The following is a 15485-nucleotide window of genomic DNA, read 5'->3' on the forward strand; positions in this document are numbered from 1 at the left end:
CTATACCCGGTGCCATGTGGATCAAACGTAAAAAGCCCCAGCTGATCTTGGATCGGCTGGGGCCTTAAATAAGAAAGTTATTTGGAAGACGAGCTGGATTCATCTTTGGCGGAAGAGGAATCTTTTTCATCCTGTACTTTCTTTGTGTAGTCATAATCATTTCGCTCAATTGGTGTAAAGCCTTTAGGTTTGTAGAAACGGAGTAAATCTTCCGTGACAATCTTATCAGATGTCTCTAGCATTTTTTTCACCGTTTCGTTTTCTTGTGATGCCTTTTCAGTCGGCTCGATTTTTTCACCTGTTTTGTTGCTGTAATAGTTGTTGCCTACTTTCGTGTAGTCCTTAGACACGAAGTCTCCGTTTCTAAATGGCACAAGCTCTTTAAAGTTCTTCGATAAGATATCAGAACCAGACATTAAATAGTTCTTCGTATCATCTCCGAGCAGGTGGAGAAGGGTAGGCGCAACATCGACTTCACCAGAGTATTTATGAATCTGTCCGCCTTTTACGCCTGGCACATGGATAAAGAGCGGCACACGCATAAGCTGGGCATTTTCATAATCTCCAATTTTTTCGCCAGTCACTTTTTCCATCGCTTCATTATGGTTTTCTGAAATGCCGTAATGGTCACCGTACATAATGACGACGGTATTGTCATAGAGACCGGATTTCTTCAAGTCATTAAAGAACTGTTCAATGGCTTCATCTAAATAATGAGCAGATTGGAAGTAGTTATCAACGACGGAGTCTCCGAAGTCGCCAGGTTCAAAATCGGTATCACCTTCATCCATACCAAATGGGAAGTGGTTTGACAGCGTAATGAATTTCGAATAAAACGGCTGTTTTAGATTTTCAAGCATTGGCATGGATTCTTTGAAGAAAGGTTTGTCTTTCAATCCATAGTTCTTCGTATCTTGTTCATTCATATCGTAGTACTCAGAATCGTAAAATCTGTCATATCCAAAGGACTTAAACATTTCATTTCGGTTCCAGAACGTTTTCGTATTTCCGTGGAATTCAGCGGACGTGTATTGGTCCTTTTTCAAAATGCCAGGAAGCGCCTGATATGTGTTTTGAGCTTTGTTAATAAACACAGAGCCTTGTGATAATGGGAAAAGCCCCGTATCCATCATAAATTCCGCATCAGATGTCTTTCCTTGTCCTGTTTGATGGAAGAAGTTATCAAAATAAAACGTTTTGTTGTCATGGGCTAATGAATTGAGGAAAGGAGTGACCTCTTTTCCATTCACTTTGTAATCAATGACAAAGTTTTGCAGTGATTCAAGAGAAATTGTAATGACGTTCATGCCTTTCGCTTTCCCGTAATAAGCCGGGTTAGGATCAGCGCTGTTCGCCTTTAGATAATTCTCTACATCTGTTACGTCACTTGAATTTGCCAGGGCACGCTGGCTGTTTGATTTCACATTTTGAATGGCATCAAACACCGTAAAATTATAAGCACCCAAGTATTTGACTAAATAATTGCGGTCGAACGATCTTGATAAAAGCTCTGGGCGATCAATTTCTGCTGCGATTAAGTTGACAACAAAAATCAGAACAGAGGACACAAGAACGAGTCTAAACGATTTTGTTTTTTGAACAGGTACAGTCGCTGTACTTGTTTGCTGCTGTCTTTTCATGCGGACTGCGAGTACGATCAAGATGATGGTATCGAGAAAATAAAACATATCAGTCCAACGCATGAGTGAAAATGCACTATCACCTAATTGTCCGCCATTCGTTCCTGCCTGCATCACTGTAGGCAGCGTGATAAAGTCATTGAAGAATCGATAGTACACGATATTTGCGTAAAGTAAAAAAGACATGAAAAAGTGAATCACAATGATAGCGGCAGGCTGCCATTTTTTCTTGAACAATAAAGCAAAGCCAAGAAAGAACAAGCTGGAGCTAATAGGATTCACAAAAAGCAAAATATGCTGAAGCACATTTGATATACCAAGTTTAAATTCGATTAAATAAGCTGTATACGTCTTGAGCCATAACAAGATGGCTGCAATTACAAAGAAGCCGAGGCCCCTTTTTTGAATAAATGTTTTCATTTAAACACTCCTTTTCTCCGTTAAACGGAAGAGGCGGAACGAAAGAAAACGAACCATTAGAATATACCATGAAATGCACAAATAGAAAAGTCATAACCGGTGAGCACCTAAGGCAACCTGTCCGAGCTAGAAATGGGAAGACATCGAAAATATTCGATCTCCGAAAAACTTTTTGTGAAATTCATCCTAATAATTACAGAAAATTCTGTAATTTTCCTGTTGCTATATCAATAAAACAGGTAAAAAGACACAAGTCTAAAGAATTAATTTGATTTCTACAATGGTGCATTTAGGCGGATTTCCAGTGTTTATTAATGTTTATGCAGGTTAAGTAAAAAAAATGAATGAATAAACCGCTGAATTGTCTGGATAATAATTCCTTCAAGAAAGTATATTGATATATATTGTTGTTTCACAAACATAATGGTTTTGATGTGTATTGTAAGGGTTTTATTCTTTTTGACAGGTGAACAAATTATCTAAATATACTTAAGTGAACAGTTCGACACTATAAACTTTTGAAACGGGGTCGATATAGACAGTGACAGGAAATCTTCCATTGAAAGGATTGATAGTATATGACTGTACGAGCACAGAACCTCGTTCAGAACTGGTTTCCGAGTGAGGACGGAAATGCAGAAGAGCGGAAAGAACTCATTAAATTAATGGAACAGATCATTTCAGGGGTCGATGACCTGAAGGATCCGAACCGTGCTCACCTAAAAGGTGAAAAGAATCGTGAGGAGGACTTTTACAAAAAGCTCACTGAAACAAGTCAAATTCCGATGAACGGACAACAAGCGGAACTTGTGAATGAAGAATTACTGAAGCTTTTACATAATCATCCATACCACACGAAGTATTTCTTCACGAACATTTTGCCAATGGCAAGTACACCAGGAATTCTAGGCATGCTGACGGCTATGCTGGTTAACGGAAACAACCTTTGGGATGTGTATGGACCAGCAGGCGCAGAAGCTGAGGTCAGAGTGGTCTCAATGATGTCTAAGCTCATCGGGTATGATCCAAATGTGAGCGGGGGCTACACAACATGGGGAGGTCAAGGGGCTATTTTCTCGGGACTTCGTTTAGCGATTGCGAAAGTTGCACCGGAGTCATTACGAAAAGGTGTCCCGCAAAATCTTTATGCGTTTTGTTCTGATGCAGCACATTACAGCTTATTTAAGTCAATGGAAGCAACAGGGATTGGCACAGACAACTTAATCAGAATTAAGACGAATAAAGATCATTCGATGGATATGGAAGATTTGCGTTGTCAAATGGAACATGTTGCCCAAAATGGCGGAATTCCCGTTTATATTGTGGCAACAACCGGAACAACAGATGCCATTGCAATTGATGATGTAAAAGGGGTGCGTGAAACGGCAGAAGCCATTGCTGAGAAGTATGGTCTCAAGGTGCCGCATATTCATGCAGATTCGGCGCTTGGTGGATTCTTTGCTTTCTTTAATGAGTATGATGTATCTGAAAACCCGCTGCAATTCTCAGACGGTGTTCTTCGTATGCTAAAAGAAATCAAAGCGAAATTCCAGCATCTTTCTCTTGCTGACACGATGTGTTTTGACTTTCAAAAACTCGGACAAACACCATACACATCTAGTTTATTCTTAGTGAAAAACGCTGCTGACTTAAAGCGCTTGGACCTAGAAGAACAAGAAACACCATACGTTGGACATAGAGGATACGGGGAATACCATACCGGTTATACACTGGAATGCTCAAGAATGGGAAGCTCCATCAGCATGCTAAGTGTGCTGCTAACGTTTGGAATTGAAGGATACCAGCGCTTGCTCGGTCAATTTTTAGAGGTGAACCTTGCATTTAGAGAAGCACTTCGTCAGGAAATTCCACAAGCAGAAGTCGTCAATGATGACAATGTCGGAATGGCTACATTGTTTAGAATTTACCTAGACGGCTCTCCTCGTTTTAAGGAAGAAGTGTCTGGTGAAGCAACTGCTATGGAAATTGAGCGCAACAATGATTTGAACAAAATCCTCTTTGAAAAGCTTGGAGAGAAAAGAGACGAAATGTTCTTTGGCGATACAACGAAGTTTTTACAAGTCAATGCCAAAGAAGGTCAAGAATTTTATCTAAGTGTGAGTAAATTTTTTGTGATTTCACCTTATACGTTACCGGAGCATATCCCTCATATCGTATCTTATTTAAAAGATGTCATTGCATCTGTTTGTGGACAATTTGAAAGTGTAGAGGCTTAAATTAAAATTGAGAGTGGAGATGTAGAAAAAAATGGCGAAACAAAGGAAGTTTGGAGGACTTACGATATCCTCCAAAATCATGTCAGTCGTTGTCGTAACATTACTCGCAACCGTTGCATTATTCGTTCTAACATTTTATTTAGTTAGCCAGGATTTATCTTCCCAATTATTAAAGCAATTTGATTATCGATTAACAACAGATATTGATACAGCGAAAAAAGAAATCGATAATATTGATGGAAATGTCCTTAGCATTAGCGGGAAGGATGATCCCATTTATGTGGAGATCAAAAAGAAATTCACAGAGTTACAAAAAGATCATACGCTTGAGAACTTATACGTGTTATCAAATAAGGGCGGCAAAGAAAGAATCATCGTACTAACAGGGCAAGACAATGATTTTGATCAAGATTATGTCTTTTCAGATGAAATGAAACAAGCTCTTTCTGAAGATAAAATGGTCAAAAGTGATATTTACGTTGATTCGTTCGGGACTCATAAATCCGTCTTTTTACCAATTAAAGATTCAGGCGGTGAACTCACGGGGATTTTAGGAATTGACTTAGATGCGTCTGTTGTTCCAGCAACAACGAAAAAGCTGACAATTTATATTACAGTAGCATCTGCGATTGTGCTCATCGGTGGATTACTCTTCTCATTCTTCATGGGAAGAAGAATTGCAAAACCAGCACGTTCATTAATGGAATCAGCAGATCGAATTGCAGATGGTGATTTAACTGGCATGGTAGAAGTTCAAAGTAAAGATGAGATCGGTCAATTAGCAGCTTCCTTCCAGAAAATGCAGGGACGGATCAAAGAGCTTATTGGAAAGATCTCAAACTCATCAAGTGAAGTGTCGAAAATGTCTTCACAGCTTCGCACAGTGACAACAGAATCTAGTCAAAGTGCACAACAAGTGTCAGAAGCGATGACGAATATGAGTGAAGGAATCAATGATTCAGTCGCAAACATTACAGACTGCACAACATCTGTTGCGGAAATCGATACTCAAATCGAAGGCGTGACAAAAGAAGTGGATGAAATGAAATCTGTTTCATCAGAAGTACAAGAGCAGTCAGAATCTGGTCAAAAATTGGTGCAGCATGTGCTTGAACATCTCAACATGTTACACGACATGATGACAAGCTCAAAGCAGGCGGCAGAAGAATTGCAATCACATTCAACAGAAATTGAAAGTGTCATCTCCATTATTACGGACATTTCAGCGCAAACGAATCTGCTTGCACTGAATGCTTCTATTGAAGCTGCACGTGTAGGAGAAGAAGGAAAAGGATTTGCTGTTGTGGCTGATGAAGTCCGTAAGTTAGCTGAACAGTCAGCTGATGCAGCTAAAACGGTCTCAGACTTAGTCATTGGCACACAGGAAAATAGTCAGCGTGTCCTTGAAAGCGTGGAGGAAAGCAGTAAAGCAGTGGAAGAAGGCCGGGAGCAAATGAAAGGCACCTCGCAGAACTTCGCTGGTATTTATGATGGAGTGTCTCAATTTGCAAGCAGAACGAACAATTTGCTTCAATCTATTCAGCAGGTAGAACGCGCTTATCAAACAATTTCTACATCGATTGAACAAATTTCGGTCGTGTCAGAAGAACATGCGGCAAGCTCTCAAGAAGTAGCGGCAGCAACAGAACAGCAAAGTGCTGGCATGCAGCAAATTTCAAGTGCGATTGAACAGCTCTCTGACATGTCAGAGGACTTGGCACAAATGGTATCTACTTTTAAAATCGACAAAAAATAACGAGAAAGCTGGCTCTTGTGAGAGAGTCAGCTTTTTTGCTATGCTTAACCAAAATATCAGACGATCTGAAAGGAGACGTGTCATGGATTTTGCGCAGAGATTGTCAGAAGAACGGATCAAAAAGGCGATGGACCATGGAGCTTTTGAAGGACTAGCAGGTTTTGGGAAACCTCTGCCAAAGGATGATGCTGCTCATGTACCTGAAGAACTGAGGATGGGCTATCGAATCATGAAAAATGCTGGCTTTGCCGGGGAAGAAACCGCTTTGAAAAAAGAACTAATGACGGTCAAAGAGTTACTGAAAACGAGTATAGATGGAGAAGAAAGAAAAAAACTCTCTCTCGTATGTGAGGAAAAACAAAAACGCCTTGATGAACTCACATCCAAGCGCCAAACATTTGCTCGTCCAGCCTCCTCCTTTTATAAGAATAGGGTCTATGAAAAACTAACGGAGCATAAAAAAAGATGATGACACGCTGCCTCTCTGAGCACATTGAGGGAGCTTTTTTTATGAAAGCGCTACATTTTATTGTTGACTACATGTATATACAAATATAAAATATGAAATATGAAGTGGACATGTATATACAAGTTTTGATTCTTTTTTCTTATAAAAAAACGATCTCGGAGGGGATAGCATGGCTGATTATCAGGCAGCGGCAGATCAGATTGTGAAAGCCATTGGCGGCAAAGAAAACATTGATCAAGCCACACATTGTGTGACAAGACTTCGTTTTGTGCTAAAAGATGAAGGTAAGGTGGATGAGAAAGCACTAGAACAAATTGATGAAGTGAAGGGATCTTTCTCAGCGAATGGCCAATACCAAGTGGTCATTGGTCAAGGAGTGGTGAATCGGGTTTATGCCGAAATGGTCAAACAGACGGGAATCGGCGAAGCGACAAAAGAGGACGTCAAGCGTGCCTCTGATCAGAAATTAAATCCACTGCAGCGTGCTGTGAAAACGCTTGCAGATATCTTCATTCCAATCCTTCCAGCTATCGTGACAGCTGGTTTATTGATGGGGATTAATAATATTTTAACAGCTCCTGATATTTTCTTTGATCAAAAATCCATTGTGGATGTGTATCCGGCTTGGGCGGATTTAGCAAATATGATCAACTTGATTGCAGGCACTGCCTTTACCTTTTTGCCAGCATTAATCGGTTGGTCGGCTGTCAAGCGGTTTGGAGGTAATCCACTTTTAGGGATGGTCCTTGGACTGATGCTTGTACATCCAGATCTGTTGAATGCGTGGGGATATGGGGCGGCGGAAAAGACAGGTGACATTCCTGTTTGGAATTTGTTTGGACTTGAAGTACAAAAGGTAGGTTACCAAGGGCAGGTTCTTCCGATACTCGTCGCCTCCTATTTACTCGCAAAGCTCGAATTATTTATTACAAAGCGGACACCTGAAAGTATTCAGCTGTTAGTTGTTGCACCAATTACATTACTACTCATTGGATTTTTATCATTTATCGTCATTGGTCCCGTTACATTTGCGATCGGAAACGTATTAACATCTGGACTCGTCACTGTATTCCAGCAATTCGCAGCACTTGGCGGCCTTTTATATGGCGGATTATATGCAGCGTTAGTCATTACAGGCATGCACCATACGTTCCTAGCGGTCGATATTCAGCTGATTAACTCAAAACTGCACGGCACGTTCCTATGGCCAATGCTCGCCCTGTCTAATATTGCTCAAGGATCAGCGGCACTTGCGATGATGTTTGTCTTAAAAGATGAAAAGCAAAAAGGGCTCTCGCTGACATCAAGTATTTCTGCTTACTTGGGCATTACTGAACCGGCGATGTTTGGGGTGAACTTGCGCTATAGATTCCCGTTTATTTTTGCCCTGATCAGTTCAGGGATAGCTGGTATGTTTATTGCCTCACAAGGGGTACTGGCAAGTTCAGTCGGCGTTGGAGGCATTCCAGGAATCTTCTCGATCATTCCGAAATATTGGGGGGCATTTGCCATCGGAATGGTGATTGTGCTGATCGTCCCATTCATTGGTACCCTTTTATATGCAAAACTTAAAAAGAAGGATGTATCACAAGAACTTAACTAGTGGTGGTGAAGGAAATTGAATCAACAAACAAACGAACCGTGGTGGAAAAAAGCCGTGGTCTATCAAATCTATCCGAAGAGCTTTTTAGACACAACAGGCTCTGGTACAGGTGATATCAATGGCGTGACGAAAAAGCTCGACTATATCAAAGAACTAGGGGCGGATTGTATTTGGCTGACTCCTATGTATGAGTCACCACAGCATGACAACGGTTATGATATTAGTGATTATACAAAAATCCATGACATGTACGGCACAATGGCCGATTTTGAGCACATGCTGAAAGAAGCACATGAACGAGGGATTCGTGTCATCATGGATCTAGCTGTGAACCATACATCTATCTTCCATGAGTGGTTTCAAGCCTCCCGAGAGTCGAAGGAGAACCCGTATCGAGACTATTATATTTGGAAGGAGCCGAAAGCGGACGGCTCTCCTCCGAATGACTGGCAGTCAAAGTTTGGCGGCCCAGCGTGGGAATTAGATGAAGCGACAGGTGACTATTATCTTCATTTATATGATGTTACCCAGGCAGACCTCAATTGGGAACATGATGAAGTGCGCAGGAAAGTATATGACATCATGCACTTTTGGTTTGAAAAAGGGATCGATGGATTCAGACTGGATGTCATCAATAACATTTCAAAGGATCAACGCTTTTTAGATGATGCCGGGCAATCAGTGCAAGGTGATGGACGTATGTACTATACAGATGGGCCGAGAATTCATGAATTTTTGCATGAAATGAATCAGGAAGTGTTTTCGAAATACGATAGCATGACCGTGGGGGAAATGTCTTCAACGAATATTACAGACTGCATTCGGTATACAAGACCTGATCGGCAGGAGCTGGATATGACGTTTAATTTTCATCATTTAAAAGTCGACTATCCTAACGGTGAAAAGTGGGCCATTGCGCCATTTGATTTTCTAGAGTTGAAATCAATTCTGTCAGAATGGCAGACGAAAATGCATGAGGGCGGCGGCTGGAACGCACTCTTTTGGTGCAACCATGACCAGCCACGCATCGTGTCTAGATACGGTGATGATGGCACGTACCATCAGCAATCAGCGAAGATGCTGGCGACCACCATTCATTTGATGCAAGGCACTCCTTATATTTATCAAGGTGAAGAAATTGGGATGAAGAATCCTCGCTTTGAGGACATTTCGTCATACCGCGATATCGAATCACTCAATATGTACGAAGTCATGCTTGAAAAAGGGAAAACAAAGGAAGAAGCTTTGGCGATTTTACAGGTCAAATCAAGAGATAACGCAAGGACACCTATGCAATGGACGTCGGAAAAAAATGTGGGGTTCTCAAAAGGTACGTCTTGGATTGAACCAGCTCAAAACGGCATTTCAGTAGAAGCTGCCTTAAAAGATGAGACGTCGATTTTTTATCATTATCAAGCCCTTTGCAGGCTTCGTAAGGAACTTGATGTAATCACCTATGGGAGCTTTACTTTACTGCTGGCAGATGATCCAAAGGTGTTTGCGTATGTCCGAGAAGGCAAAGATGAGAAGATTCTCGTGATCAACCATTTTTATGCAGGCGAGACGGACTTTACACTTCCAGATGAGCTTGCAAAGGATGTCAATGAAATGGAAGGGCAAGTTCTGCTGTCCAATTATGAGGATGTGCCGGCAGATATCAAGGGATTTACGTTGCGCCCATATGAGTCAATCGTTTATCATTTAACCAAACGCTAGTAAATGGGGCGGAAGGAAAATGAAAGAGAATAAGTTTCGAGTGATTTATGATCAGCTCGCAAGACGAATTGAACAAGGTGAATGGCAGGATAAAGGCATCCTCCCATCAGAACATGAGCTGTCTGTCATGTATGACACATCCCGTGAGACGGTGAGAAAGGCATTAAACATCCTTGTGCAAAATGGCTATATCCAAAAAATTCGTGGGAAAGGCTCAGTATTGCTGAATCGAGAGAAAATGCAGTTCCCAGTTTCGGGTCTTGTCAGCTTTAAAGAGCTTTCCCAAACGCTTGGACGCAAGACGGTAACAACGGTTCACGAGTTCGGTTTAATCAAGCCAGATCAGTATATTCAGTCTCAGCTGAAAATCAGTGGGCAGGAGGACGTTTGGGAAGTCATTCGCTCTCGCAATATTAGCGGAGAAGAAGTCATTTTAGACAAAGATTACTTTTTGCAAAAACATGTGCAGGTCTTGTCTAAGGACATTTGTGAAGGATCGATCTACGAGTATATTGAAGGAGAACTTGGGGTTTCGATTAGCTACGCACAAAAGGAATTTGTGGTCGAGCCATGTACAGAAGAGGATGAAAGGTATCTCGATTTGAACGGGTTTGATCATGTGGTGGTGGTGAAAAATTATGTGTTCTTGGAGGATACGAGTCTATTCCAATACACTGAAAGCCGCCACCGGCTAGATCGTTTCAGATTCGTGGATTTTGCTAGAAGAGAGAAGTAGACAGGGCCGAAGCTCTGTCTATTTCAGGTTGTAGGGAAACAAGGGATTAAACAATAACGAGAGCAACATCTCAGGAGGAAAAATGATCAGACTGAATAGACCACTCAAATTACGAGATTTAGAAATTTTTAGCGTGATGAAAGGTCACAGGATTTTATGTTATGTCATCATTGAAGACACGCGAAAACCGTTTACGGAAGAAGATAGAAAATTAGAGCCATTATGTTATATGGATGAAGAAGACATTCAAGCGATTTTGAATGTATTTCATATTTCAATTATCAGTGATGAAACATTAAGTGAAGAAGATTTAACCCTTGTGAAATCGTACTTTGCTGAATTTGTGAATAACACGAACTTAACGAATTTCATTACGAGAGAATATGTTCAAAAGGATTTATATGCCGTTGATGATGAAGATGATATCACGTTCTTTAATAGAATGCTGCGTCATATAGGGTCAGATGATGTGAAAGAATTTGATGACCGTCATTGGATGTATTTATCCCAAGATTGATAGTGAGATGCAAAAAAGGACAGAGCAAATGCTCTGTCCTTTTCTATTAAGATGATACTTTGTTTCGTGTGCGCTTGCGCTGGTAGTAATAAAGGATACCGCCTGAGGCGAGCATGAGTAAGCCAATCAATACCGCTGTATACATCATCGTTGCCGTATTCGGCAGTGTGCCGCCTGGTAAGCCGCTTCCATCCTGACTTGGATCCGAACCGCCTGGAGCAGAAGTTCCACCGTCTCCGCCATTTTGGTCTGGACTTGTTCCAGCAGCTTCACTTTGATTGAGTACGGTGTATTCACTAAAGTGCTCCGTTTTACCTGAGACAATCCCGTTTTCGAATGAACCGTTACTTGTTTTGGCATAGCGGTTTTTCTCACGATCGACATAATAGACACCTGGTTTTTTCGCTTTTTCAGGCGCATCTAATGTAAAGAACAGTGTGACGGGATCTTTAAAGGTAGACACATTTTTCTGATCTTGTTTGATTTGGAAATCGTAAGTGTCGGTTAATGCGTTTTTCACCTTATTTGTTTTTGCCATCGATATATCTGCATGTTGCTCTGACAAATTGGAGAGCGGTAATGCTAGACCGACTTTGTCATGATAGATGGTGACGTTTGGATCTTGCTCTCGTTTCTTCAGTTCAGCTACCTGCCCTTTTGATAGAGACAATTGAACCTTTTTCGCTTCGGTTGCTTTGTCTAAATAGAGCAATGCTTTGTTCGTATGCTGCACATACGTTTGGAATTTCTCATCATCTTGAATGTCATAGGCGCCTTTTCCTTTCAAGCGAGGAAGGAATACTTCTTTCACTCGATGGTCGATGACTGGAGAAATATGACCGTCTGCCTGTTCAATTTGCTCTTTGAAAATTTCATAGTCAACATAGCCTAAGTCTTCACCATGAGACGCTTCTGTAAAGACGCTGTAGCCATCACCGCCTGTGCCGACAAATGCATTAGTCGCCACGCGGTATGTTTTCTGATCATCAATGTCAGTCAGATTGCCCTTTTGATCTTTCAATTTGACATCAATCAGTCTGCTGCCAGCTGGTTTACTCAGTGTAAACGTATATTCAATACCGGCTACATGAGGGAATGCGCCTCCGCCTTCTTCAATGCCTGAAAGACCTTGTTCAAGCGCTTTTTTAATTTGACTGCCTTTTAAATCTGCGACATATAGTGTGTTTCCAAAAGGCATCACGGTTAAAATATCCCCTAATGTGATATCTCCTTTTTCAATGCTGCCTCGAATACCGCCGCCGTTTGTAATGGCAAGGTCAGCCCCAGCAGATTCTTGTGCTTTCTTTAACATGCCATCTGCAATAAAGTTTCCAAGGTTCGTTTCCTTTGCACGGACGTGTTCACGTTGTCCATCTAAAAAGACATCTGACGTCCCGACTTTTTCGGTTTTTAAATCTTGGATATCTGCTTTGTACTGATCAAGAATCGCTTTTGCGTCCGCATCTTCTTTCACAGAGTCGTCGATCGTGATGAGGTCAAAAGTAGATTCTTTTGGCTGTACAACGCCTTTTTTGTCAAAGGCCACGTCTACTTTTCCTAAAAATTGTCCGTAGTCTTTTACTTGCGCAACAATCGTAGGTTCTTTTTTATTGATGACCTTTAATTTTTCAACAAGGGTGTGGGTGTGACCGCCAATGATGAGATCAATGCCATCTACTTTTTGAGCCAGTTCTAGATCACGGTTATAGCCAATATGTGTAAGCGCAATAATTTTATTAATTTTTTCCTCAGTTTGAATGGTATTGACTGTTTCTTTTGCTTTTTTGTATGCATCTTGAAATTGAATGTTTGGACCACTGCTGGATGTAATGGCTGTGTCTTCAGTGGTTAGACCGAATACAGCGACCTTTTCACCATTTACGTCAAGTAGAATGTAAGGGTAAATGCCAGCTTCTTTTTTCTCACCAGCTTTAAATGTTGCTGGTTTTTTCACTAAATCGCTTAACTGTTTTTCCTTAGAGACATTCACGTTTGATGACACGATCGGGAAGTTCGGTTTTTCAAACTGGTGACGGTTTTGAGCATCTACGCTGGATGCATCACCTGTCAGGAATTGACGAAGGACAGATGGACCTTTGTCAAATTCATGATTCCCAAACGTCATGGCATCGTATTTCATTAAGTTCATCAGTTTCAGATCGGCAAGTCCTTGCCATTTTGTGAAATAGAGATCACCAGAGAAGACATCTCCAGCGTCTAATAAAATATTGTTTTCGCTTTGGGCGCGAACTTCTTTGATCTTAGTTGCGCGTCTTGCTGCATCATCCAGATGGGCATGTGTATCGTTTGTATGCATCACCGTTAAATGCCAATTGTCTGTTGCAGGTGGTTCTGTTGTACCATCATCTTTAAACGCTAGCTTGTACACGCCAAGTCCGTCTGTGCTGGCATTTCGAATAAAGTCGACGCTGTTTGATTTCTCTGCGAACGGTTTTGCAAGTAGAGAAGATTCAAAGGTGACTGTTGCGCCTTTTACTGGTGCAATGGACCAGTTTTGATCTGCGCTTGGGTTAATGGTTTTTTGTTCAATAATATAATCCATCAGCACTTGGCGGTTCTCATCTGCTGAGGCAAGCACCACTTTATCTTGTGTGAGGTGCGGGAAGCCTCCGCCGCCAGATGCACGGTAGTTGTTTGTCACGATTAAAAATTCTTGATTGTCAGAAACGGGTTTTCCGTTGTAAGACAAGTTTTTGATGCGGTTCGCATTAGCGTTAACAAGTGTGCCTGTTGTGCTGTATTTAGCAGGCTGTGTGACATCTACTTGGTACGTCACACCATCGATCACATCAAAATTATATGAGCGGTATTCTTCGTTTAAAATAGGCTGTTCATTTGAAGTATTTGGTTTGATTTGGTTAAACTGACCAGCAGACATTTCAAGCCAGTCTTTTACTTCACTGCCTTTTAGTTTTACAATCTGTACGGTGTTATCGTAAAGATAGAGATCGCCGATGTTTTTAATCGCTAAATCACCTTTTGCGATATTTGTATAATAGTTCACACCGTTGCGTCCACCGGCTTTAAATGGCGCACCCGCAGAGAGAATCGGCAAGTTTTTGTACGAAGTATCTTTCATTTTTTCTTGTGCATACCATTTCTGGGCATCTGTCACGATTTGAATAGAAGGGTCATCCATCACTTGAGCGAAAAAGCTGTTAATGTCTGCTTCTGTTTTTCCAACTGGCTTTCTGACGTAATCCAGGGTGTTTTGGTGAGTTGTTTGAATGGCATCTTTCACTGTACTGTTTTGAGATGTCACCCCGGCAACGGATTCGATTTTGCCTGTTCCGTCTGTGACTTTCCATTTGCTGCCGTCTGGTTCTAGTGTTAAATCAATGACTCCGAGGTAGCTTCCCCAGTTTTTTGACATGACGACAGGAATGCCATTAATGGTTCCCTTTGCGACATCAAATTTGTCAACGCCGCTATATTCAGCGCTTGGGAATGTGCCATGCTGGTGGCCAGACACAATCGCATCAATGCCTTTTGTTTTTGTGGCAAGGTCAAAGATCATATTTTCTGATCCTTTAGGTGAAGCTGTTTTTTCAATTCCTGTATGAGCAAGAGCGACGATGACATCTGCGCCTTTTGCTTTCATTTCTGGAATGGTTTCATTGGCAGACTCCACAATATCTTGCACTTGAACTTGTCCATCTAAATGTTTCTTATCCCACGTCATAATTTGTGGTGGTACGAATCCTATGTAACCGACTTTCACAGTTTGGGAGGCTCCGTTTGCATCTTTAAAGGTTTTATCCTGAATGACATAAGGAGTAAATCGGTGTTCTCCGTTTAACTTTTTGACGTTCGCATTGACAATCGGGAAGTTGGCGCCCGCAATGGTACCGTCAAGAAAAGATAAACCGTAGTTAAATTCATGATTGCCGAGTGTACCTGCATCATATTTTAATTTGTTGAGTGTATGAATAATGGGGTGAACCTTTGTTTGATTGATGATGCTGTCTTTTTCATTTTTATAAACGTATTCTCCAAGAGGGGTTCCTTGAATCAGGTCTCCGTTATCAACAAGGAGTGTATTAGGATTTTGTGAACGGTGCTTGTCAATCAGCTCGGCTGTTTTTGCCAAACCGAATTCATTTGTTTCTTTGTCGCTGTAATAATCGTAATTCATCATGTTCGCATGAACATCCGTTGTGGCTAAGATACTGACCTTTACGGCGCTGCCGCTTTCTGTTTCTGCATGAGTAGGTACTGCTGGGAGAATGAGACTAATCAACATCATGGAAGTGAGCAGAATAGACAGGTTTTTCCTTCGTTTAGACCTATGTGCTTGCTTCTTCACCTGATCTCCGCCTTTCTAATTTTTTTGACCACAATACCTATTGTAGAAATGTTTCGTTAACTTT

Annotated in this window: 9 protein-coding genes; 7 read left to right on the plus strand and 2 right to left on the minus strand. The window is 41.3% G+C overall.

All coding sequences use genetic code 11. From position 1 onward, the window contains the following. Positions 1–77 precede the first annotated feature (77 nt). Positions 78–2060, minus strand: a complete 1983-nt coding sequence (locus ACTJJQ_RS18890) for an LTA synthase family protein (RefSeq protein ID WP_017358781.1) — start codon at positions 2058–2060, stop codon at positions 78–80. A gap of 578 nt (positions 2061–2638) precedes the next feature. Here ACTJJQ_RS18890 and ACTJJQ_RS18895 point away from each other — a divergent pair. The 7 genes from ACTJJQ_RS18895 (at position 2639) to ACTJJQ_RS18925 (ending at position 11094) form a co-directional block, all read left to right on the plus strand. Next, positions 2639–4297, plus strand: a complete 1659-nt coding sequence (locus ACTJJQ_RS18895) for a pyridoxal phosphate-dependent decarboxylase family protein (RefSeq protein WP_440600503.1) — start codon at positions 2639–2641, stop codon at positions 4295–4297. A 31-nt stretch (positions 4298–4328) separates the two neighbouring features. After that, positions 4329–6053: a methyl-accepting chemotaxis protein gene (locus tag ACTJJQ_RS18900; RefSeq protein ID WP_440600504.1), complete on the plus strand. Its 1725-nt coding sequence runs from the start codon at positions 4329–4331 to the stop codon at positions 6051–6053. An 82-nt stretch (positions 6054–6135) separates the two neighbouring features. Continuing rightward, positions 6136–6522, plus strand: coding sequence for a J-domain-containing protein (locus ACTJJQ_RS18905; RefSeq protein WP_008341761.1), 387 nt, complete (start codon positions 6136–6138; stop codon positions 6520–6522). Positions 6523–6691: 169 nt separating this feature from the next. After that, positions 6692–8125, plus strand: coding sequence for a PTS system trehalose-specific EIIBC component (treP, locus tag ACTJJQ_RS18910; RefSeq protein ID WP_017358785.1), 1434 nt, complete (start codon positions 6692–6694; stop codon positions 8123–8125). Positions 8126–8140: 15 nt separating this feature from the next. Continuing rightward, positions 8141–9841 carry an alpha,alpha-phosphotrehalase gene (treC, locus tag ACTJJQ_RS18915; protein WP_366968831.1) on the plus strand — a complete coding sequence of 567 codons (1701 nt, stop codon included), beginning with the start codon at positions 8141–8143 and terminating at the stop codon, positions 9839–9841. A 19-nt stretch (positions 9842–9860) separates the two neighbouring features. Further along, the gene (gene treR / locus ACTJJQ_RS18920) at positions 9861–10577 is read left to right on the plus strand and encodes a trehalose operon repressor (RefSeq protein WP_007496585.1); all 717 of its coding nucleotides are present in this window, start codon (positions 9861–9863) and stop codon (positions 10575–10577) included. Positions 10578–10659: 82 nt separating this feature from the next. Continuing rightward, on the plus strand, positions 10660–11094 hold the full coding sequence (locus ACTJJQ_RS18925; RefSeq protein ID WP_025206926.1) for a hypothetical protein: 435 nt from the start codon (positions 10660–10662) through the stop codon (positions 11092–11094). A gap of 46 nt (positions 11095–11140) precedes the next feature. On the opposite strand, the gene ACTJJQ_RS18930 is transcribed toward ACTJJQ_RS18925, so the two are convergent. Further along, complete coding sequence (locus ACTJJQ_RS18930; protein ID WP_440600505.1) at positions 11141–15421, minus strand: multifunctional 2',3'-cyclic-nucleotide 2'-phosphodiesterase/3'-nucleotidase/5'-nucleotidase; 4281 nt, start codon at positions 15419–15421, stop codon at positions 11141–11143. Positions 15422–15485 lie beyond the last annotated feature (64 nt).

The sequence above is a fragment of the Bacillus sp. 22483 genome, assembly GCF_052044605.1.
In the GTDB taxonomy this organism is placed as follows: domain Bacteria; phylum Bacillota; class Bacilli; order Bacillales; family Bacillaceae; genus Bacillus; species Bacillus altitudinis.